Below are 18,608 nucleotides of genomic sequence, written 5' to 3'. Positions count from 1 at the left end.
AAAAGCTGGACAGTAAAGAAAGTGTAAATCAGGTTATTTAATTGCTTGAGTATGAGGGAGAGTTAACAGGACATGATTTTCTCCACGAGATGGGGACTATTTTGCATGAGAAAGGTTTTAACTTAGCATGGGTTGAAACTCTGCTCACACATATCGATAAGAACGCGAACCGTGACATGTATAACCATGTTCAGTATGTAGATGGGCACAGAGAAATGATGTAGCGGTATGCGGATTACATGGATGAGTTGGAGAGGGGTCTGGATAATGTGGTTAGTGTAAATTTTAAGTGATAACTACAGCCATCTTTACGTCTGGATTTAAAGATGGCTATAATAGACTGTAAGCTATTACTTCAAGAAATCATGACTAAATTTCTTTCCAGAAAGCTTGAAAATAGTAATTAATCAGGGTTAGCTATTATAAAGCCTGTACAGAGTTAGCTAACCTTTTTTCATGCCCAAAGGGAGTTGTATAAAAGCGTTGTTCAATCCCGTAAAGAAGATGTTTCAACTCTTCGTCTGTTGAAATTAGGAATTTATTATTTTCCTGATCGAAATTTAATCGCTGGTCACAGTATCCACCAATATAAGTCAACATATTGACTTTGTCTTCAGAAGACATGGTGGCAAGTGTAGCCATTGCTAGTGCTATTCGTTTTCGGTTAGGCTTTGATACTTTTTCTGCTTCGTATTCATTACTGAGTTCAATAAAAGGCTCAGATAAAAAATCCTCAACTTCTTCATTCGTTGCTTCTTTATAAAGCATGTCAATTCCAGGAAAAATACTAGAGATAGTAGCTAAATTACGGAAAGCTAAAGTGTCAGATGCTTTTATATAAACTGCATCAGGAATTGTGTTAATTACTAATCGGTTTTCACTTTTTTCAATTTTAGCGGACTCACCAAATGCGATTATTTTTTTCCGAATGAAAAGTGCTGGTGTGATTTTTTGAAAATAAAACCCCTGATCTTGAACTGAAACTAGATATGATATTTTTGAAAATTGCTCTTTAGTTGCGTCATCATAGTCTTTAGAATCAAATGGTTGATTAAATATACCGAGGTTATACGGCTGCTGACTGAATTGTTCAACTTTAAACCATGTATCCTCATCTAAATTATGATCAGGGCTATATGTAACGCAATAATTAACATTGATATCAACGGTTTCAAAAAGCTTATAATCTGAAATTAACTTACGATATGGCTTCTTACGAAGCCCTTTTACCTTAATTAATACATGATCCATTACTAGCTCCGTTCAATAAATGTATAGTTATTAATCCTAAAGGCAGTTGATATTTCGATATCACAAGGTGTTTTATATTTTTGGCGACTAATTAAAAATATTACTGTTCCGTTTATAGTTGTTACATTGTAAAACGTATAACCAAACACCAGGAATAGAGGGTTAAAATAGAGGGCCTGAGACAAAAAAGTAAAAATAAATAAAATGCTGTATACAAACCACAAAGATTCCCAACTTCCAACGCTGAGTGCAACAAAAAAATAGCCTAGATAGCTGGGTAAAAAACTATTATTAGCATACTCAATACTTATTATATTACCTTTTTTGAACTCATCTTTTCCAAGTCTTTTGCTTAGTAATAGACTGATACCAGTAAAAAATATTGGGATAAGAACATAAAGAAAATATGACGTCATATTTGGTATCACAGTAATCCAGCTTAACTGACTGATTGTTGTGTCAAAAAAATACGATAACGTGTATCCTTTTTGTACAATAAAAATTATCACTAAGAGTGATGTCGCATTAAATGTTAGCAAAAGCCGAAATAGAATATTCATTATACATCCTTCGCTTGCATATAATTTTAAGTCATAATTATTGACAATCTCTTATGCTCGGTTACGTTTGAAATTTTCTGCCTGCTCGAAAATCTCTTTATACACTTCATCACGGTCGATTGGTGGGTATCCCCATTCATCAAGCAAGATAATCAAGTCGAAATGCAGTTCAGCTTTGATGTCGTCTCGTTTGTTCCAATCGGTGTACTTGGCTTTATCATCAATGACTTTCTTCACTTCTTTGGACAGACCAAGCAGCTTCTCTTCTGGGTAGGTAAAGTCGTACTTATGAGCTAGTGAAATGAGTATGTCGTAAAACGCTTTTTCTTCAAAATCTATCCCCATTTCACCAAACGAGGCCATTTCAGCACGTAGTTCATTGTAAAGGTTGATAATTTCATCAGAAAAATCATTGATTACTTCCGAGCGAAGGACATCTTTTTCGTCACGCTCATTGTACTTTTCAACTAACATATTCATTTTCTTGGTGAAGTCGATACCTTTCACTTTGTTGGTCTTTTTAAACTCGCCAATCGCCTTAGCAAGCATTTGCTGAAGCAGTTGAAGTTTCGTATTGGGCTGCTTCACCATCTCCAGCTTGGCAAGATAATCATCATCGAATATATCAATCTCGCCACCGTCTTTCTCACCCAGCCTAAAGATCTCTTCGACTCCATCACTGATAAGAGCATCTTTAACCAAATCCCTTACTCTGCGGTTCATTTGCTCTACATCTGGCGCACCGCCAGTGGTGATTTTAAATACTATGGTTCGAACGGCGAGATAATAATGAATCTTGTCTTTATGGGCTTTGGTCAGCTCACTGCTTCCCACACAAATGTCATAAGCAGATTTGAGGCGCTTAGTCAGATCCATAAACGTCTTTTCAAACTTCTTGGTTCTTAGTGCAAAGTCAGCAGAGGCATTTAAACAATGTAACTGTTTTAGAGGTGTGCCATTGAAGTACGGTTTAGAGTCGAATTTATGGAATAATCCATCTAACAGGCTCAGGTGATCCTTAACAATAATGACCGATTGTTTGATATCTTCTAAGCTCTGATCTTGCCCTGCTGTGTATTGGGAAAGAGCAAGGTTCATCTGTTTTTTAATGCCGATGTAATCGACTACCAGACCATTTTCTTTACCTTCGAATTTACGGTTTACTCTCGAAATGGTTTGGATCAGATTGTGTTTTTGCAATGGCTTATCAATGTAGATGGTATCGAGGAACGGTACATCAAAGCCTGTCAGCCACATATCCACGACAATCGCGATTTTGAAGTTTGATTTGTCATTTTTGAACTGACGATCCAGCTCTTTACGATACTCTTTACTACCGAGCTTATTCCACAAAGATTTATCATCATCTTTGTCACGAGTCATAATCATCTTGACTCGTTCCATCGGCTTAACTTTTTTCTTATCACTTTCCGATAAAGTCGCACCATCCTCACAGACTTTCACTGCATCCCACTCAGGACGAAGCGCAATCAGTTCTTTGTAGAACTGATAAGCGATTTCACGATTGCTACAAACAAACATTGCTTTGCCTTTTTGAGTCGTGCCTTCTTCAACACGATTCTCATAATGCTCAACAAAGTCTTTCGCTATGGCTTTGATGCGATCTGGATCGCCTAGTATGGTAGACATACTCGCCATAGCCGTTTTACTTTTATCTATTTGGTATTCGTTTGTTCCAGCGTCTTCACATTCTTTATAGTATTTTTCTACTTCATCGAGTTGACGACCATCAAGTAGCACTTTAGCTGCTCGGCCTTCATAAATAATTCGGACTGTAATTTCATCGAAAACCGATTCAGTCATTGTGTAGCGATCAACGACCGGACCAAACACATCCAGCGTCGCGTCAATCGGTGTACCTGTGAAGCCGACATAAGTAGCGTTTGGTAAGGATTCGTGCAGATGCTTAGCAAAACCGTAAGTCTTCCTCACTCCGTTTTCTGTAACGGTAATTTTTTGCTCTAGGTTGGTTTGGCTGCGGTGTGCTTCATCCGAGATACAGATAACGTTAGTTCGATCTGTTAGAAGCTCCAGATTTTCGGTAAATTTATGAATGGTAGTCAGGAATACACCGCCACTTTTACGCCCTTTCATGTGTTCACGGAGTTCAGCACGGCTTTCTACACTAATGATGTTCTGATCACCCACATAACCTTTCGCATTGGTAAATTGACCAGATAGCTGATCATCCAGATCGGTACGGTCAGTGATAAGAATGATTGTTGGGCTACCCAACTCGGCATCTTTCATCAATAGACGAGATAAGAACAGCATTGTGTAGCTCTTACCACAACCTGTAGCACCAAAGTACGTACCACCTTTACCGTCACCACTTATCAACTTACCGTGCTCATCAAAGCATTTCAGATGCTGTTTGATATTGGCAAAAAGCTTTGTTGCTGCGTAGTACTGGGGATAACGACAAACAATCTTTTCTTGTTTGCTTGAGGTATCAGGAAAGTAGATAAAGTGGCGAATTACATCGGTTAGTCTCTTCTTATTAAACAATCCGCAGATCATCGTAAAGAGGGAGTCAATACCGTTTTTATCCAGCTTCTCTTCACCCGTAATTTTACGCCAAGAATAATAGAACTCGTATGGGGCAAAGTAAGACCCCATTTTATTATTCACACCATCACTAATCACGCACAATGCGTTGTATTTAAATAGCTCAGGAATGTCTCGGTCATAACGAGTGGTAAGCTGTTTATACGCATCATAAATGGTCGCTTCCTCCCGAACAGCGCTCTTAAACTCAAACACCACCAATGGTAAACCATTGATGTACAAGATGCCGTCAGGGATACGCAGCTCATAGCCTTGTATCTCCATTTGGTTAACAATGCGAAAGTAGTTTTTATCGAGTTCTACGTAATCAATGAACTGAATGTATAAATCTTTCTGGCTTGCGTCTTCACGCTTAAGCAAAAAACCATCAGAGACAAACTTCATTATGGCTTTGTTGGTATCGTAAAGATCCGACGCGGGAAGGTACTCAAGTTTATGGATAGTTTGCTCTATCTCATAAGCTGTAATGCCTTCGGCATGATAACGTTTGGCTAGAAATTCACGAAGATCGGACTTAATCAGCACATCTTCAGGTGCTCGCTCAATTGCCTCACCACGAGTATGTGGATAGCCTTCTTTCCCTAACAGTTCAATAATGGCTTGTTCTAGCCTTTCTTCTGTGAATTTCATTCTTTACGCTACCTTTTGTAGTAGTAGTTCTCTTAACTCTTTTAATTTATTGTTTTCATAGTGCTTATTGGCAATTGATATGAATATTGGAGTTGCTAACCGATGGAAATCAGACATAGCTTCTAATGCGCTAGTATCAACTCTGTACTCTTTCAGGTAATCACTGTGAACTCTTTGCCTTCCCGACGAACCAACCATACTACTAATGGCATATGATCGAAAATTCTCATTTTTTGCTAAGCAATATATCCAAAATGGGCTGACTACTCCTTTACTTCTCATAACGATAAATTCGGTCGAGCCATAAGCAATTTCATCCTCGTTTAGAATATTTACAAATGCTGTTTTACCGTTTTCTAAACAAGGGGTGATACGAGCAAGCAACGTATCATTGTTTTTGAACTTCGAGCCAGCTGTAAAAGGTCTGACAACAGGATTATCAATTGTCATACAGTTTTCCGCTACATTCGCCATCTCAACGTAAGTTGTTGCAGCATTTTTCTTAATGGTGTGCTTAGGATTAAAACTAATTAAATGTTCTAAAGTCGTATGCTCAGTTTCAATTTCGTGTCCGTGTATTGGAAAATATTCTTCGAACAAAGCAAATGTGCTTTTCTCCAGCATATTCATTAGCTTTTCGTTAAGTGCAATACGGTCATTCACCACATTGTATTCACGCACGATTTCACGCTGATTCTCGATAGATGGGATTGGTAGTTTCATATTGCAAAAGTCAGCCCAACTAAAACCACCACGAACACTATTGTCAGTCATAAACCAAGCGTTTCGGTCAAACTCTGAGCGTCTGCACCACATCATCAGATATGCAGGTAAAAGTTCTTCTTCATCCTTTACCTCAAAAACTACGTATGCTGGCGATACAATGATTGGTTCATCATCTTCAAGTATCGAAATGGGTAGCACCTCATCTCGACCAACGTGCATTGGGTTAAATGCAAATTGATTTTTCTTTACCACTCGGTATGTACTAAGATCAGTTCCATTTACATTAGCAACCGATGGCATAAAGTGTTTGTTTATATTTATGCCTTTTAGTGAAGAGATAGCCCCATCAGTGTTTTTTAGCTTAACTAGGGTGACGTAATCACCAATACGCTTATAGTGTGATCTCATAACCCAGCTCTTCAAATACAGACAAAAGTTCAGATTTAGATTTCTCTTCTTGCTTTAAAAGCATTGTGAAGTCATCTCGTATTTGACTCATTTTTTGATCAAAATCGAGATCTTCATCGTGATTCTTAAATTCAATATACTTACTTGGAACTAATGAATAATCTTTTGCTGCGATTTCTTCTTTAGTCGCAGAGTAACAATACTCAGCAATATTTTTGTATTCGGTTTCGGCTCGCACTTCTTGCCAGGTGTGAAATGTTTCAGCTATTTCTGAGATTTTTTCTGGAGAAAACTGGATGTACTTTTTCTCGAATGGTTCACCGTGTTTCCGTAAATCCATAAATAACACTTTATCTTCACGGTTACGGTAATGACGAGTAAGGTCTTCGTGTGGAACAGTTCGCTCTCTTTTATTTTTATTAATAACCCAAAGGGTCACGCTGATATCGGTGGTATAGAACATCTTCATCGGCAGAATAATGATAGCTTCGACTAAGTCATTCTCGATAAGCTTCTGGCGAATATTTTTTTCTGTGCCATCGCCTGATAATGCACCATTAGCCAGAATGAAGCCTGCAACTCCATTCTCTGACAACTTAGAAGTCATATGCAAAATCCAAGCATAGTTAGCGTTGCCTGTTTGTGGAGTTTCATAACCATCCCAACGATAATCATCAACGAGTTCGTCAGAAGCTCGCCAATCTTTCTGGTTAAACGGAGGGTTTGCCATAATAAAATCAGCTTTAAGGGTTTCGTGCTGATCATTGGCAAAGGTATCTTTTGCGGCGGCACCTAGGTTGGCAGAGATACCACGAATAGCTAGATTCATCTTAGCCAGTTTATATGTTGCGCTTGTGTATTCCTGACCATACACAGAGACATCTTTTTTATTTCCTTTGTGGTTTTCAATGAACTTCATTGATTGAACAAACATACCACCAGAACCACAGCAAGGGTCATAAATTTTACCTTTATATGGTTCAATCAGTTCTGCGATTAGATTCACAATACTCTTTGGCGTGTAGAATTCACCCTTACCCTTACCTTCTGCGATAGCAAAATTAGCTAGGAAATATTCATATACACGGCCTACTACATCTTCGTGTGGATTGGCTAATGTATTGATGTTGTTAATCACATCGATCAAAGCAGACAACTTGCTAACATCTAAACTAAGACGAGAAAAGTAGTTATCTGGCAATGCGCCTTGCAGTGCTTTGTTGGTTTTTTCGATAGTACTCAGCGCGGTATCAACCTTAAGGGCAATATCTTCTTGTTTCGCATTCTTCTGAATAAAACTCCAACGGCTCTCCTCTGGTAGGTAAAACACATTGTCTTTGGTATAGGCTGCAACCATATCAATGTGTTTTTCTAGCCCAGCAACAATTAGCTTCTGGCGCTGTTTCTCGAAGGTATCACTGATGAATTTAAGAAAAATTAGGCTCAAAACAATGTGTTTGTATTCAGATGATTCAACGCTACCACGCAGCTTGTTAGCTGCATCCCAGAGTATTTCCTCAAATGACTTTTCATTTTTCTTTTTTGTGTATTCTTTAGCCATATTTTTATTTGCCATGAAAAAGTTTTAGTTAATGTTACCTGAATATTAAGCTAACCACTAGGAAGCACTATTGAGTATGAAATGATAGCTGTAATAGTTGTGATTTCCTGATGATGAAGTATGGATCGCTATTTAGTGTATTATATTATTAATGATACTTATGTTTTTGGTGCATTAGTATTTTAGACATTATTGGGGTTATCCAAATAACACATAATCATCCACGATCCTCGTCAGCCCCCAGTTTTCCACCTGCCTACCAATGGCCCATTCCACCAGATGTTCTCAGCTAGTCATCTGACGGAAAACCCAGCATCAAATCATACCAGCATAGCCACATTAGTTTGGGACGTAACTCAGGGTTATTGAACTGGTTAAACAGGCTAATCAGTTTGTTGGTAAACGAACGTTGTCCAAGTCGCATGCATTCACTGAGTAAAATGTCCTCCAGCATCGGATGGTAACGCAGTTGGTGGTTATAGACCTCTAGGCTCACATCCATATCAGATTGTACCGATAATGGTTCAGGGAGCATTTTACCGTGTATTAAGCGGTATAGACATACAAGGTACGATAGCTGGTGTGCTGCCGTTATCAGGAAAGCTTATATCAGCCACCAACGGATGGTAGCTATTCTTGATGAAGGGGTGACACATTCCCTGATAAACACTGAGCTTGGTAAAGCTATCTAGCTAGAACTAATAATGGCGTAGCAATGTCTTATGAAGAGCATGATACTTTCTCATTGTTGAGTTTTAAGTGTGACTTAAATGTTGGTGTTACTAACGCAGAATAGGGGAGTGATGTGATGGTTAGACTCTGGATTCAGCAATACGTGCTTGTAACCAATTTTCAACTTCGCTCTTTAGCCAGCGAGAGCTACGTCCCAGTTTGATGGGTTTAGGAAACTCTCCATCTTGTATCAATTTATAAAACCATTTATCCGTCAAACCGGTTAGGTGGGTTATAAATTTCATATCAACGAATTGGTCATCTAGTAAGGAAATAGCTTGAGTAGTCATTATTGAACTCCTGTCTTTAAAGTTAAAAGGCAGAAGGGATATCGATAAGTGTTTAGGGATATCTCTCTTGCAAAAGATATCCCCCTCATGTTTTTTATTGGTAGATTAACGGCTGCACCCAAAAGAACGCTCACTATCACCATAATATTTTGTATGTTCTTTGGCTAAGTAACGACAGCGCTGGTTTAATTCGAATATAGTGCTTTCATTATTGGGTTTATTATTATCTAGCCACGTTATGGCATTATCTGGAATATGAATTAAATAACGCTCATCAGGATAGTTTACACCAATAGCACTACACCATGCTTGCTGTATTAATGCATAGAGCGTCCCTTCAGTTTTAACAAAATCACCCAACCCCCAATAAACATCTTTATTTAACAGCAAAAGGATATGATAGTGTTTTTTGTTGTTTATCTCACCGAACTCTCTGACCCAGACATAAGATAACGGGCATATGTGGTTACGCTCCCATATTTTATTCTTACGTTTTAGGTCAGCATTTATTTTGGCTTTTAACGATTCAAAGAATCGAGTGATGACCCTCGAATCGTTAAAGTGAAATATATTTTTAGATGGGAAACGCAAGTCAACCCGAATAGCCGTAACACGATTGTGAATTAAAAGTGCTTTATGGATAGTGTGGTTTATCTTTTGAATGTAATGCTTATTGTAGGTGTAACTAGACATGATTAATACCTGTGGTTGGTTTTATTTCATATCTAGAAGGGATGTTGTTAAAAATAGGCATTCATCATTTAACCAAGATGATGAATATATGGATAGGTGAGTCAGTGACAGGGTAATGTTTAATCTTTTAGGTGTGGTTATGATGCTGGTTATCTTTATTAAAATAATACTATACCAACACGATAAAGCCTTTCTTTATCTTATCATCAATGCCCGTGACAGCGCGTTTTTGAACCACAATGAGCAGCTTCTTTTTGAGGAGAGTCAACTCTGATATTAACTTATCTAAAGATTAGCCTTTACTCTAATAATAATTAGTGCAGTTATCGTGAGTTTTAGCACATAAATAGGGTTTTTCATGTAGTACAATGACACCTTAAACACTACGTAAAATACTATGTAAACATATGCAAAAAATACTACGTGGAGAATAAATGATAAATATAAATGTCAATGATAATTATTTGGAGTGCAGACAATATTATGCTGTTCTGTTCTATATGTTTTCAGAAAAAACACTGTCGCCTAATGAACTTTATAAAATGATATCCGAAGCAAAGAATAAGAATGTGTGTACATTACTTAGTGAGTTAAATCAGCATGTCGGGAATAGATTTAAAAATGTTGATTATTATCTCAGAACGATAGAGAAAAAGATTATCCCAATAGAACAATTATCTTTTTTAACGGATGAAAGAATATCATTTGTTATCTTAAACTTTCTCATGAAGTCGTATAATAAACACCTTATAGAAAATGATTACCCATCAATTATGACTGGCGTGTATAATTACTCTCCCTTGAACTTGAACCCTATCATGAGCAGGAATATCCCTTTTCATTATATTGTTTGTTTTTTGGACTTTTTAGTTTTGTTTATAAACCCTAAAGATTTTAATGAGACAGTCTTTTACATGAAAGATAAAGCTTCGTCTGTTTCTAAAGAATACCCCGATCCTTTTTTATTTTTACCCAGAAAGAATGAAGCATTAAAATGGATAGCCGAGAGGATGATCCGCGCAAATATTGCTGTTGATGATGATGTTAATGTTCTTATTCAAAATGAAAAATGGAAATTGATTATTTCCTGTTTTGATTATTGGGCTATTATTTCAAGTGTAGAAGCGGTCAAGCTTTTTCTATCTCAAACAAGAAAAGCTTGGAGCCAAAAAAAATATCGTGATGGTGTTAAAGATAAGGCTGTACTGAATACGTATATTTCCAAATCATCAATGGTAAAATTAAAAAAAATAGCCAAAAATCATAATAAAAATATTAACGAAATTATCGAGGCGATGATTGATCAAATTGATCTACCACGGGATTCTATTGAAGAACTCATACTGTTAGTTCAAAAGAAAAATTTAAAATAATTTCAAATATATATTATCACCTTGAATAATGATAATTTTATTTTCAAGGAGTTTGTATGAATCAACATATTGAACTGGAGAAGGCTCTCGCAGCCTTTCCCTTTTCATTTAAAACATCATTTTTTAACCAACTCAGTCAGCTCATCAATTACTCCCCCACCATCGGTTTGATGGGTAAAACGGGAGCGGGAAAATCCAGTCTTATCAACGCACTATTCCAATCGTCATTATCACCTGTGAGTGATGTTTCAGGCTGCACACGCCAAGCCCAACGCTTCAGCATGGCGATGAACAACCATACTCTCACTTTTGTAGATTTACCCGGCGTGGGGGAAAGTATCGAACGGGATAAAGAGTACCACCGCCTCTACCGTAATTTGTTACCAGAACTGGATTTAATCATTTGGGTACTCAAGGCCGATGACCGAGCATGGTCTTCCGATGAGCAATGCTATCGCTTTCTTACCGAGCAATGTGGCTACCAACCTAAGCGATTTCTATTTGTCTTGAACCAAGCCGATAAAATAGAGCCCTGCCGCCAGTGGGATGAACATAACCACCAGCCATCCTCAGAGCAAACTGCTAACTTGGAATTGAAACAACAAGCCGTAGTAACAGCTTTTAAGCCGTACCACCCTGTGATGGTTGTATCTGCAATCGAAAACTATCAACTGACTGAATTAGCAAAGCAGCTCATACAGGCGTTACCGGTGCAAGCCAGTAGCGGGGTAGCTAGGCAACTGAACAGCTCTTACCGGACCCAATCGGTGGAAAACGCCGCACGTAACGATTTTAGTCAATGTGTCAGTGATATTGTGGATGCCTTAATCGATATCATTCCTTTGCCGCCATTGATAAGAAGTACGGTTAGCAGCGTTAAAAACAGTATCGTATCCGTCGCTAAATCCTTGTGGAGCCTGTTCTTTTAGCTTCTTAACTTAACTCATTACTTATCACTCTCAGCGCCAGTCCTTAACGGGATTGGCGCTTTTTTATCTCTTTTTCTTGGAGTATCAACTAATGAATAACACAACTGAATCCACTATTGCAATGACACTCGTCCCCGATGAGCAACGCCTTGATTTTTGGCTCAATCACTTCGGAAGCGTGAAAGGCTGGACCACCTTTGAAGTGGTGATTTTTACTACCATGGGCCAGTTTTGTGAGGACTACTACGGCGGGTATTGGGAATATTGCACTTTATCCAATGGTAGCGCCTTTATTTATCCCGATTTAAATCAAGAGGAGCTTACGCTATTCAACCCACATAACGGCAATGAAGCCATCGTGAGCCCAGAAGCGGCAGGGATTGTAGTGTGTCTGATCCTGTATAGCATTTGGTCATTCCAAACAGAAAGCGAAGTGATGTGCGACCGCTTTTATCAGTTGCGTGACTACGCGTTACAACATTCTGAATCTGCTGTCATTTTCCACTTAATTGATTAATCAGGAGTCTATCATGAGTTTATTAGCGTCTCGTTTTGGTTCTGCTAACAGTATTCGTCGTGAGCGTCCACTGACCATAGAAGAGTTATTCCGTACTGTACCGAGTGTATTTTCTGAAGAAAAACACGATTCTCGCAGTGAACGTTATACTTACATTCCTACCATCACCTTGTTAGATAGCCTGCAAAAAGAAGGCTTTTATCCGTTTTTTGCTTGCCAGACTCGTGTACGGGATATCAGTCGTCGAGAGCATACAAAGCACATGTTACGACTTCGGCGACATGACCAAATCACGGGTATACAAGTTCCTGAAATTATTCTGCTTAATAGCCATGATGGCTCAAGCAGCTATCAGATGTTACCGGGGCTTTTTAGAGCTGTGTGCTCTAACGGTTTGGTGTGCGGTGATGTATTAGGAGAAGTGCGTGTACCCCATAAAGGGGATGTGTTGGGTAAAGTGATTGAAGGGGCGTATGAAGTACTCAATACGTTTGAGCAAGTGGCTGAAAAACGCGAAAGTATGCAGTCGTTATTGTTACCCCCACCAGCCCAGCAAGCCTTTGCTGAAGCGGCTTTGACCTACCGCTTTGGTGAAGAGTTCCAGCCCGTCACGCGAGAGCAAATTCTACAGCCTCGACGCTTTGAAGATAAAAAAGAAGACCTTTGGACGGTGTACCAACGTTTACAAGAGAACTTGATTAAAGGGGGATTATCAGGCCGCACTGCAAAAGGAAAACGTACTCGCACTCGTTCAGTTAATGGAATTGATGGCGATATCAAACTCAATAAAGCCTTGTGGGTGATGGCGGATACCTTATTTAACCAACTTGCCCCTCGCCAACCCAACTAATTTTCCCGCCCTGACAGTTTGTGTCGTTACGCCTTACTTTCTTATTGTTCAAATAAAAAGCATAACGCTATTTATCAATGAATTACTTATAGTGATTTTTCACTAAAAAGCCCAATGAGAATTTTTCCCAACAGACATAACCTGTCAATCCCCTAAGTTAAACTCCCTCATTTCTTAATTTCCTAAAGTCTGTTATTGAGAGCAATACGTTATGTTTCAGACCAACCGAAAATATGAGCGCATGGCTGTGCGACTCTCTGCGTTGATTGCCCGCTTAATGGCAGGAGAAAGCCTTGTGCTCTCATGTTTAGCCCAAGAGTTCAATGTTTCTGAACGCACGTTACAGCGGGATTTTCGTGAACGCTTGGCCTATCTAGGCGTAGAAGGTCGGCAAGGTTGTTATCGCTTGCCCATCAATACGCTAAAAGCTTATCGAGACAAAGATATTCTGACCTTTGTGAAACAGATTGGAATGACGCGATTGTTTCCGGGGCTAGACAGCCGCTTACTCGGGTTACTGTTAACTCAGCAGCCTCATGCACCTTGTTTGATTTGGCACCACGCCCATAAGATTTCGGCTTTACATGCAGACCATTTCTATCAATTGGTGTATGCCATTACAGGCAGACACTCCATTAGCCTACTCACACCTGAGCGTCGTTTTAATCCGCTACAACCTTATCAACTGATTTACCGTGAAGGCCAGTGGTATTTACTAGCGGAATATCACCAGCAAGTGCATGTTTTATTGTTGGATGATATCCAGCAAGTTCAGCCTCTAAATACCCCCTTCACACCAAAACACGCAGTGATGCAACTGTCACAACAAAACAGTTTTATCGCAGCATTACCGCATTTTCGATTGATATCACAATTACTTACCTCTCTTCCATCATGCAAAGAAAGGAGCCGACCATGACGTTATTAGCCCCACCAGCATCGCATCCCACACATTGCCCTCATTGTTCTTCTGAACAAGACATCATTGCATGGGGCTCGGGCTGGATATGCCGCGATTGCAATTTTGAATGGGTAACACCGATTCAAAATCAAAAGCCTATCTCCAGTGAGATTAAGGAGAGACTGCAATTTCACGGTAAAGAAACATTCAGTCATTCATGAACTGACCACTTAATACGCCACACCAGAGAAAACTGAGCACCCATTAAGCTGTGCTTATCTTGCGTCAATATTGACGCATCTAATAATTTTGAAAGGAATTTTAAATGAAAAAATATTTAGCTCTTATTACATCTGCATCATTATGTCTTATCGCTTCACAAGCCTTTGCCGCCAGCAAGCCGCCTAAAGATACGATTTGGGAATACAAAGGTGACGGTGGTAAAACTTTATGGCAAGTCTGTGGCAGTCAAAACAGCACCTGTAAAATAGTGGGCTCAACCAAACATTATGTTGCCGTGCTGAACCGTAAATCCGCTTCGGGTTGCGCGTTCGGTGATTTTTATATTGTGGCAAGAACTGACGGTTTTTGGCAGCAGCGAGATACTGGCACATGTAGCCCTAACGCTTACATCCAAAAAGGAACCATTAATAATGGTCAATACTCTACCGTCGATATTGGTGTTGGAGGAACGATTGTGGCTCAGTACCCCATCGGTTATTGGAGTCAGAAGAAAGAATTTTCAGGTAAAAATCGCCCTCGTTGGAAAGAGAAAAATAGAATGCAAGGCGGGTTACAAACTAACATGAAAGCTTATGAGGATATTCAAAAATATGGACGTATTCAAAAAGAGACATTAGAAGAAATGAAGCGAGAGAAACAAAATCGATAAATGTGGATACATGTTCATTGTCTTCATTCTTTCATCGTCAAGCTTAAACCACTTCCGAAGGGAGTGGTCTTTTATTATGGCTTTAGCCAGTTTTAGTCGCGTTAGCGTCTTAAACATAAAATTCAGAAGTATATCAGAGAGCAAGAAAAGTCAGATTTAATCTCAGATAGACTAAGTACAAAAGAGCATATAGACCCCTTGAAGGGGTAGGCCAAAGCAGCAAAGACACTTAGCTTGAACGAAGAGAAAGCAGCGTCATTTAGGCGCAGTCGGTAATAAACCCTTATAGGGCTAGAGCAAACCACCCGCTATGCGGGTGGTTATGATTGTCAACCTTAAACCACCTCCTTAGGAGGTGGTGATTGGCCCAGTGAGACTAACCGAGGAGCGACAATACCAGATCTTGATGCTGCATGAAGATAACTTATAAAATTATATTGTTTCATCAGCATCACGATTACTTGTATTAGATAACCATCAGAAAAAGTAAGAATTTCATCTGTTGGTACATATGTTGGTATAAATAAATTTATAATTTTATATTTTAATTTAGATCATGAGGTTAAGTATTATGTGCGAGTCCGGCCTTCGCACCATAAGAACATCAAGAGACGTCAACGGACGTCTTTTTTTGTATCTGAAATCCAGTGTTTGCAAGGCTTTTCCCGCGTTTTCAGTCAATGCATGTCAACTTAACTCAACCTACATCAACCTCCGAGTGAGTATACATCTGAGTATATACGTCGCTTCGATAATGAATGTATACTCGTCATACTTCGAATTACATGGGTGTTGGCTTCGTTCAGCTATCCGAGTCACATAGTTATCTATGCTCCTCGGCTATCTTCACTCGCCGCCTACATGTAATCCGAATTATTTAGAGTATATGCTTGCTCAAAGGTGGATGGATAAAGAATATGGCATTAACCGATACGAAAATTCGTGCAGCTAAATAAAACGAGAAAGCTTATACACTGACTGGTAGTGATGGCCTGTTTCTTTATATTCACTCGAATGGTTCTGTCCACTTAACCTAAATTCAGGTAATATGAACAATTATTAATAGTTAAAGGCCAACGATTACAGGAGAGGGTATGGTATATCCGACGTATTTAGTGTTAAAGGTAAAAGCCAAGGTTTAATTTCGGCAGGGTGCTCATCTCAGGATTCAATAGGTAATCGTTATCAGGTCGGCCATGAAGACGAAATTCAGATAATCGGCTTAAATAGTGGTTCTTTTCGCGAGCAGAATGCTTCATATAAACCCGTCGTATTTACTAAGCCGATTGATAAATCATCTCCTTTACTTTCGGTGGCTTTGGATAGTAACGAAGTGCTAGAAGCAAAATTTATGTTTTACCGCACCAGTCAAGCGGGGCAACTTGAAAAATACTACGAAATTAAACTCACTGGCGTTTCCTTGATTGAGATTTCTGACATATTTCCTGATTCAATAAAAGATAATGAATCCATGCCATATCAACGGGTTCAAATGAAATACGAATCTATATCAAGAAGCCACTTAATGGCGAACACATCAAGTTACAGCATTAATAGTGAGATGGTTAAGTAATTTTAGCATCAAAAGAGATGCATATTATTTACACATCTCTTTTGATATAACATATTCATTTGGTGCAAAAATAGATGATTTGTAGCACGTGTAGTAGCCCTTCGATGCTAAATCAATGCTGACATAGGCCGAAAAGAAAGAACTAAATATGATACCCACTACCCCGATTCCGGCAAAAAAACTGGCTAATTTATTATTCATTTTTTGTGGTTTTTTTGTATATCCACATATAAAAGATAGGTATGAAAAATAAATAATAAAAGGTGCTGCAAAACAAAGTAGACCAGTTTGAAATGAAAATAAAATTCTATCTTTCATCATGAAATAATTTTTATAAAAAATTATCGAGTCATAGAAACAAAATAAAGCCAAAAATAAAAGAAATGCTGCAATTAAGTATAATTTAAATGAGTTTATTTTAACCACGACTGAATCTCCCCCACTGAGAAAAAAACTGATCTGGATGGTAAGGTGTTTCAGGTTTTCTTGGCCTGTGAGTTTTTAAGGCTTTAATAATACTCGTACTAATTTGGAATTCATCATCTAATTTATACAGAGCATAAGCGATTGCTGCTCCTAGTAAAAATATCCCCACGGATATGACAATAACACTTCCTCCTGTAATTAATCCTGCGGTTGTTAAACTTCCTACAATGGTAGTACTTATCTGAGTGCTAATAGCTAATTTTGCCATATCCATGGTGATGTTTACAAAAAAATCTACTAGCGTATATTCACTTTTGAATATTAATTCTACTACTCTGTAAGCTGCTGAAAAAACGATTGCGAATCGAGTTGCACCAACGGATATGTTATTCATACCTTGGGTTCCAACGCCCATGTATAGAATGCGAGGATTGTTGATTAAATACCGAGTCCCATTTAAGTAAGCTCTAACTCCAGCATGCTCAGATAGACGAATATAAACATTACCGTTTGGGCCAACATATTCAGTTGCTTGGATATTAATATTTCTAAATTCATTGATAATTCTAGCAACACGATGGGCTTCATAGATATTCGATGAGTAATTAGAAATAAAATTACCAATACCAAATAAAGCCTCTTTCGGGTCTTTGAAAGGCGTGGGGGTGGACATATTCTTTAAAATATAATCTGCTTCTTCAATTGTAGCTACTGCGGCAACATTATCATCGTCTTTTTCATTGTTAAGAATACTTTTAATTTTTATTAGATTAGCTTGATAGTAAAGTTCGTCATAATTAGGTGCTTCTTCAAAACTGAATTTTGCATCTGCATCAATGAAAGTTTTCGATACTGGGTCATATTTATATGCCATGCTAGTTCCTTCTGAAATTTAGCTTAGGTTAAGCTTATGAGAAGCATTGATAATATTCAATGGAAATTAAAGGAATTATGGCTGACATCATTTATCTCACTTTCATAGGAAACAAGTAAGGCCTTATTCCAACTGGATGTTCAACTTATGATTCTATGGGAATTTTGTTTTTGTCAAAGCTGACGATAAAGCCTCCCCGTTATTACTCTCTAGCATAGCTAACAATGAGTTATTTGAGTGAGGAATGATCTTTTTACTACTCGGCGGCCAGTTCCTATTATTAGGGACAATGATCCTAAACTTCAAACCGCAATTGCCAATGGACAAGGTGATTATGTGAGAATTTTTATCATGATCAATAATGTATTTATTGGTCATGCAGGACTTATCCTTGGTGAAGGTGAAGATGCATTTTTGTATGATCCTGCGGGTACATATGAAGGGTGTGAGGAAAAAGAGTGCCGAGGTTCAGTAGAAAGCTTTAGAGGGTCAGGGGATTTCTTTGAATATCCAGAATTTGATTGGGATAGTTATCTTAAGTTTCATTTAGATGATGGTGAAGATATAGTTTTGATTGAATTTATTGTGCCTCAAATGTCGCTCGATTTTTGCGTGAAAGTGGTGGAGTATTTAATAATATTCCAGATGAGTTTTTTGCTCCATGGGGGTTAAAAAAACATTTACTCAATATTCAATCACAGGAAGGTGTCGTTCCGAATGTCTTCATCACTATGCCACCACGCAGGCCGTTCCAATAAACATCATTCAGCAGTTATTTCTTATATTTCAATTTGTTTAGGTGTTTTGTTTTATTATCTTGAAACAGTCCATCA

At 38.4% G+C, this 18,608-nt stretch carries 18 protein-coding genes and 2 pseudogenes; 10 read left to right on the top strand and 10 right to left on the bottom strand.

Translation table 11 applies throughout. From position 1 onward, the window contains the following. Nucleotides 1-2 precede the first annotated feature (2 nt). Nucleotides 3-224, top strand: a pseudogene (locus tag M1E86_RS17760) (integrase); the annotation flags it as partial. 196 nt (nt 225-420) lie between these two features. On the opposite strand, the gene M1E86_RS17755 reads toward M1E86_RS17760, so the two are convergent. The 8 genes from M1E86_RS17755 to M1E86_RS17720 form a co-directional block, all read right to left on the bottom strand. Continuing rightward, nucleotides 421-1,251, bottom strand: coding sequence for an ATP F0F1 synthase synthase (locus M1E86_RS17755; RefSeq protein ID WP_161772714.1), 831 nt, complete (start codon nt 1,249-1,251; stop codon nt 421-423). Between the two features lie 2 nt (nt 1,252-1,253). Next, the gene (locus M1E86_RS17750) at nt 1,254-1,811 is read right to left on the bottom strand and encodes a hypothetical protein (protein ID WP_426099190.1); all 558 of its coding nucleotides are present in this window, start codon (nt 1,809-1,811) and stop codon (nt 1,254-1,256) included. Between the two features lie 51 nt (nt 1,812-1,862). Then, nucleotides 1,863-5,030, bottom strand: a complete 3,168-nt coding sequence (locus M1E86_RS17745; protein ID WP_426099189.1) for a type I restriction endonuclease subunit R — start codon at nt 5,028-5,030, stop codon at nt 1,863-1,865. 3 nt (nt 5,031-5,033) lie between these two features. Continuing rightward, complete coding sequence (locus M1E86_RS17740; protein WP_202611897.1) at nt 5,034-6,164, bottom strand: restriction endonuclease subunit S; 1,131 nt, start codon at nt 6,162-6,164, stop codon at nt 5,034-5,036. Beyond that, entirely contained in the window at nt 6,148-7,725 is a 1,578-nt protein-coding gene (locus M1E86_RS17735; protein WP_426099485.1) for an N-6 DNA methylase, read from the bottom strand. The genes M1E86_RS17740 and M1E86_RS17735 overlap by 17 nt, the downstream gene beginning before the upstream one ends. 289 nt (nt 7,726-8,014) lie before the next feature. After that, entirely contained in the window at nt 8,015-8,260 is a 246-nt protein-coding gene (locus tag M1E86_RS17730) for a hypothetical protein (protein ID WP_426099188.1), read from the bottom strand. A 277-nt stretch (nt 8,261-8,537) separates the two neighbouring features. Further along, nucleotides 8,538-8,747, bottom strand: a complete 210-nt coding sequence (locus M1E86_RS17725; protein WP_161772712.1) for a helix-turn-helix transcriptional regulator — start codon at nt 8,745-8,747, stop codon at nt 8,538-8,540. 105 nt (nt 8,748-8,852) lie between these two features. Continuing rightward, nucleotides 8,853-9,440 carry an inovirus Gp2 family protein gene (locus M1E86_RS17720; RefSeq protein ID WP_161772711.1) on the bottom strand — a complete coding sequence of 196 codons (588 nt, stop codon included), beginning with the start codon at nt 9,438-9,440 and terminating at the stop codon, nt 8,853-8,855. Between the two features lie 434 nt (nt 9,441-9,874). Between M1E86_RS17720 and M1E86_RS17715 the strand changes: the two genes are divergently transcribed. From M1E86_RS17715 to M1E86_RS17680, 8 genes and pseudogenes are all read left to right on the top strand, one after another. Continuing rightward, a complete protein-coding gene (locus M1E86_RS17715) occupies nt 9,875-10,813 on the top strand; it encodes a hypothetical protein (protein ID WP_369744284.1) in 939 nt (312 codons plus the stop codon). Nucleotides 10,814-10,869: 56 nt separating this feature from the next. Beyond that, entirely contained in the window at nt 10,870-11,742 is an 873-nt protein-coding gene (locus M1E86_RS17710; protein ID WP_426099187.1) for a GTPase family protein, read from the top strand. Between the two features lie 91 nt (nt 11,743-11,833). Further along, on the top strand, nt 11,834-12,259 hold the full coding sequence (locus M1E86_RS17705) for an antirestriction protein (protein ID WP_115350758.1): 426 nt from the start codon (nt 11,834-11,836) through the stop codon (nt 12,257-12,259). A 13-nt stretch (nt 12,260-12,272) separates the two neighbouring features. Beyond that, complete coding sequence (locus M1E86_RS17700) at nt 12,273-13,109, top strand: DUF932 domain-containing protein (protein ID WP_426099186.1); 837 nt, start codon at nt 12,273-12,275, stop codon at nt 13,107-13,109. Nucleotides 13,110-13,320: 211 nt separating this feature from the next. Beyond that, a complete protein-coding gene (locus M1E86_RS17695; RefSeq protein WP_426099185.1) occupies nt 13,321-14,028 on the top strand; it encodes a helix-turn-helix transcriptional regulator in 708 nt (235 codons plus the stop codon). Between the two features lie 307 nt (nt 14,029-14,335). Further along, complete coding sequence (locus M1E86_RS17690; RefSeq protein ID WP_426099184.1) at nt 14,336-14,902, top strand: hypothetical protein; 567 nt, start codon at nt 14,336-14,338, stop codon at nt 14,900-14,902. A gap of 120 nt (nt 14,903-15,022) precedes the next feature. Beyond that, nucleotides 15,023-15,112: pseudogene (locus tag M1E86_RS17685) on the top strand (IS200/IS605 family transposase); the annotation flags it as partial. 889 nt (nt 15,113-16,001) lie between these two features. Then, nucleotides 16,002-16,475: an Hcp family type VI secretion system effector gene (locus M1E86_RS17680; protein WP_125890622.1), complete on the top strand. Its 474-nt coding sequence runs from the start codon at nt 16,002-16,004 to the stop codon at nt 16,473-16,475. Nucleotides 16,476-16,499: 24 nt separating this feature from the next. Here M1E86_RS17680 and M1E86_RS17675 read toward each other — a convergent pair whose 3' ends face one another. Next, nucleotides 16,500-16,793, bottom strand: a complete 294-nt coding sequence (locus M1E86_RS17675) for a DUF1240 domain-containing protein (RefSeq protein ID WP_272680235.1) — start codon at nt 16,791-16,793, stop codon at nt 16,500-16,502. Nucleotides 16,794-16,893: 100 nt separating this feature from the next. Then, the gene (locus M1E86_RS17670) at nt 16,894-17,775 is read right to left on the bottom strand and encodes a hypothetical protein (protein ID WP_213913704.1); all 882 of its coding nucleotides are present in this window, start codon (nt 17,773-17,775) and stop codon (nt 16,894-16,896) included. A gap of 351 nt (nt 17,776-18,126) precedes the next feature. Here M1E86_RS17670 and M1E86_RS17665 point away from each other — a divergent pair, with 351 nt between their 5' ends. Continuing rightward, nucleotides 18,127-18,447 carry a hypothetical protein gene (locus M1E86_RS17665; protein ID WP_185746830.1) on the top strand — a complete coding sequence of 107 codons (321 nt, stop codon included), beginning with the start codon at nt 18,127-18,129 and terminating at the stop codon, nt 18,445-18,447. The last annotated feature ends 161 nt before the right edge of the window (nt 18,448-18,608 follow it).

The organism is Providencia sp. PROV200 (assembly GCF_049901995.1).
Lineage (GTDB): Bacteria > Pseudomonadota > Gammaproteobacteria > Enterobacterales > Enterobacteriaceae > Providencia > Providencia rettgeri_E.
Note: the sequence above shows the minus strand (reverse complement) of the source record. Positions and strands in the feature narration are given on the sequence as shown.

Excerpts from the sequence above, each read along its gene's own strand:
- M1E86_RS17705 (WP_115350758.1), top strand. The coding sequence starts at position 11,834 with ATGAATAACACAACTGAATCCACTATTGCAATGACACTCGTCCCCGAT.
- M1E86_RS17665 (WP_185746830.1), top strand. The coding sequence starts at position 18,127 with ATGATCAATAATGTATTTATTGGTCATGCAGGACTTATCCTTGGTGAA.
- M1E86_RS17750 (WP_426099190.1), bottom strand. The coding sequence starts at position 1,811 with ATGAATATTCTATTTCGGCTTTTGCTAACATTTAATGCGACATCACTC.
- M1E86_RS17700 (WP_426099186.1), top strand. The coding sequence starts at position 12,273 with ATGAGTTTATTAGCGTCTCGTTTTGGTTCTGCTAACAGTATTCGTCGT.
- M1E86_RS17730 (WP_426099188.1), bottom strand. The coding sequence starts at position 8,260 with ATGCTCCCTGAACCATTATCGGTACAATCTGATATGGATGTGAGCCTA.
- M1E86_RS17675 (WP_272680235.1), bottom strand. The coding sequence starts at position 16,793 with ATGAAAGATAGAATTTTATTTTCATTTCAAACTGGTCTACTTTGTTTT.
- M1E86_RS17725 (WP_161772712.1), bottom strand. The coding sequence starts at position 8,747 with ATGACTACTCAAGCTATTTCCTTACTAGATGACCAATTCGTTGATATG.
- M1E86_RS17715 (WP_369744284.1), top strand. The coding sequence starts at position 9,875 with ATGATAAATATAAATGTCAATGATAATTATTTGGAGTGCAGACAATAT.
- M1E86_RS17755 (WP_161772714.1), bottom strand. The coding sequence starts at position 1,251 with ATGGATCATGTATTAATTAAGGTAAAAGGGCTTCGTAAGAAGCCATAT.
- M1E86_RS17670 (WP_213913704.1), bottom strand. The coding sequence starts at position 17,775 with ATGGCATATAAATATGACCCAGTATCGAAAACTTTCATTGATGCAGAT.
- M1E86_RS17690 (WP_426099184.1), top strand. The coding sequence starts at position 14,336 with ATGAAAAAATATTTAGCTCTTATTACATCTGCATCATTATGTCTTATC.
- M1E86_RS17695 (WP_426099185.1), top strand. The coding sequence starts at position 13,321 with ATGTTTCAGACCAACCGAAAATATGAGCGCATGGCTGTGCGACTCTCT.
- M1E86_RS17710 (WP_426099187.1), top strand. The coding sequence starts at position 10,870 with ATGAATCAACATATTGAACTGGAGAAGGCTCTCGCAGCCTTTCCCTTT.
- M1E86_RS17735 (WP_426099485.1), bottom strand. The coding sequence starts at position 7,725 with ATGGCTAAAGAATACACAAAAAAGAAAAATGAAAAGTCATTTGAGGAA.
- M1E86_RS17745 (WP_426099189.1), bottom strand. The coding sequence starts at position 5,030 with ATGAAATTCACAGAAGAAAGGCTAGAACAAGCCATTATTGAACTGTTA.
- M1E86_RS17740 (WP_202611897.1), bottom strand. The coding sequence starts at position 6,164 with ATGAGATCACACTATAAGCGTATTGGTGATTACGTCACCCTAGTTAAG.
- M1E86_RS17720 (WP_161772711.1), bottom strand. The coding sequence starts at position 9,440 with ATGTCTAGTTACACCTACAATAAGCATTACATTCAAAAGATAAACCAC.